Raw genomic sequence first — 1,649 nt, 5'->3', positions numbered from 1 at the left:
TCTGTCGCACAATCTTTGTACGGTATTGCCATAGGGGAAACGCTGTATAAAGCGGATCTGTTTGCAGAATGTCTGGGAATTTGCACAAATTGTGAGGTCTTTTATCAGGTGAAATTTGTGTAAAAAGCATCTTGCATCTTGGTGAAAAATCTAGTATCATAGTACTGAGCAGACCTCTGCTTTTGCAGGATCTGTCTGCATTTTGAAGAACGTTCGAAAGTGCCTGTGCACTTTCCGACTGAAGGAAATGAGGAAAATTATGATGTTCAAGACCAAAAAGATCCTGGCATTCCTGCTGGCATCTGCAATGATGACTGCTGCGTTCACCGCCTGCGGCGGTTCTTCCGACAGCTCCAAGGACTCCAGCAGCGAAGCAGAGTCCAGTGCTGAAGAATCCAGCGAAGCAGAGGAATCCAGTGAAGAAGCTTCCGCAGACGAAAGCTCTGCTCCGCAGCAGGTACAGACCAGCGACTTCGAAGAAGCTGTCGTTCCGCAGGCTGGCGAGGCTTATCTGAGCATGGCAGACGGTCAGTGGTGGCTCCAGTACACCGGCAGCGATACGGATTATCTGTGCTATGATGCAGGTGTTGCTCCGATCACCGGCAACGGCGAATACACTGTCAGCGTTACCGTAGATACCAACGCGATCCGTTACGATGCAACCGGCGACGTAAACGGCGACCTGATTGCAAACGGCACTGCATTCATGGCTGTACAGATCATGGACGGTGCAACTGCTACCCCGAACGCAGTGATCGATGTAACTGCTGTCAAGGTAGACGGTACTGAGATCCCGCTGACCAAGAAAAGCTTCACCAATACAGAAGAAACCGAGATCAACGGCGTAAAGCACAACAATATTCGTTCCAACATTTTCAACGAGTGGGTACCGGACGACGGCATGCCGGGCGATGCAAGAAGTGCAGAGGGCAACATTGCTGATCTGGCAAACAAGTCCGACTATTCTGCAACCATTCTGGATCCGTCTGCTATTGGCGACTGGACAACCATTGAAGTAACTTTCAACGTAACTGGTATGTAATTGCGGCTTCGCGATTTCATGGAATGATAGACTGCCTGTGCCGGCTCGGTGCAGGCAGTTTTTATTTGTCAGTTTCGAAATGTGAATTTTTTGAAAACCCTGCGAAATCAGCTTGCATGATGCCGAAAGATATGGTATAATAAATTTCGTCGCTGAATCATGGAAGCTTAGCTCAGCTGGGAGAGCATCTGCCTTACAAGCAGAGGGTCATAGGTTCGAGCCCTATAGTTTCCACCAGAGAAAAACCGCCTGTACTTTTTGGAGTGCAGGCGGTTTTGTTGTATTGGTTTCCGTGCTTGAAACATGGAACAGCATATGCATGTGGGTGTGGTTTTCACGTCTGTGGGTGTTGTTCAAGGCAGGGGAAAACGGGCTGTCCGGCAGCAAATTTTTCTGCAAATCACATATTAACTTTTTGTAAACGATTCAATGAAACAGGAAAAGCGACGCATTTTCGGTGCTTTTTCTGTTTTAAAAACCTCGAAAAAATTTTCGAAAAACCCTTGACAAATCGCTCAGAATGGTGTATAATAATATACGTCGCTGAGAGATGCGACGCTGAGAAAAAAATGATGGAAGCTTAGCTCAGCTGGGAGAGCATCTGCCT

1 protein-coding gene and 1 tRNA gene are annotated in these 1,649 nt (G+C 47.5%); both read left to right on the top strand.

The genetic code is table 11. From position 1 onward, the window contains the following. The first annotated feature begins 259 nt into the window (after positions 1-259). Positions 260-1,042, top strand: coding sequence for a hypothetical protein (locus RUMCAL_RS09935; protein ID WP_156902514.1), 783 nt, complete (start codon positions 260-262; stop codon positions 1,040-1,042). 161 nt (positions 1,043-1,203) lie between these two features. Continuing rightward, positions 1,204-1,279 (top strand) — tRNA-Val (locus tag RUMCAL_RS09930). Positions 1,280-1,649 lie beyond the last annotated feature (370 nt).

Source organism: Ruminococcus callidus ATCC 27760 (genome assembly GCF_000468015.1).
Lineage (GTDB): Bacteria > Bacillota > Clostridia > Oscillospirales > Ruminococcaceae > Ruminococcus_C > Ruminococcus_C callidus.
The sequence above is the reverse complement of the archived record's forward strand: the minus strand, read 5'-3'. Positions and strand labels throughout refer to the sequence as shown.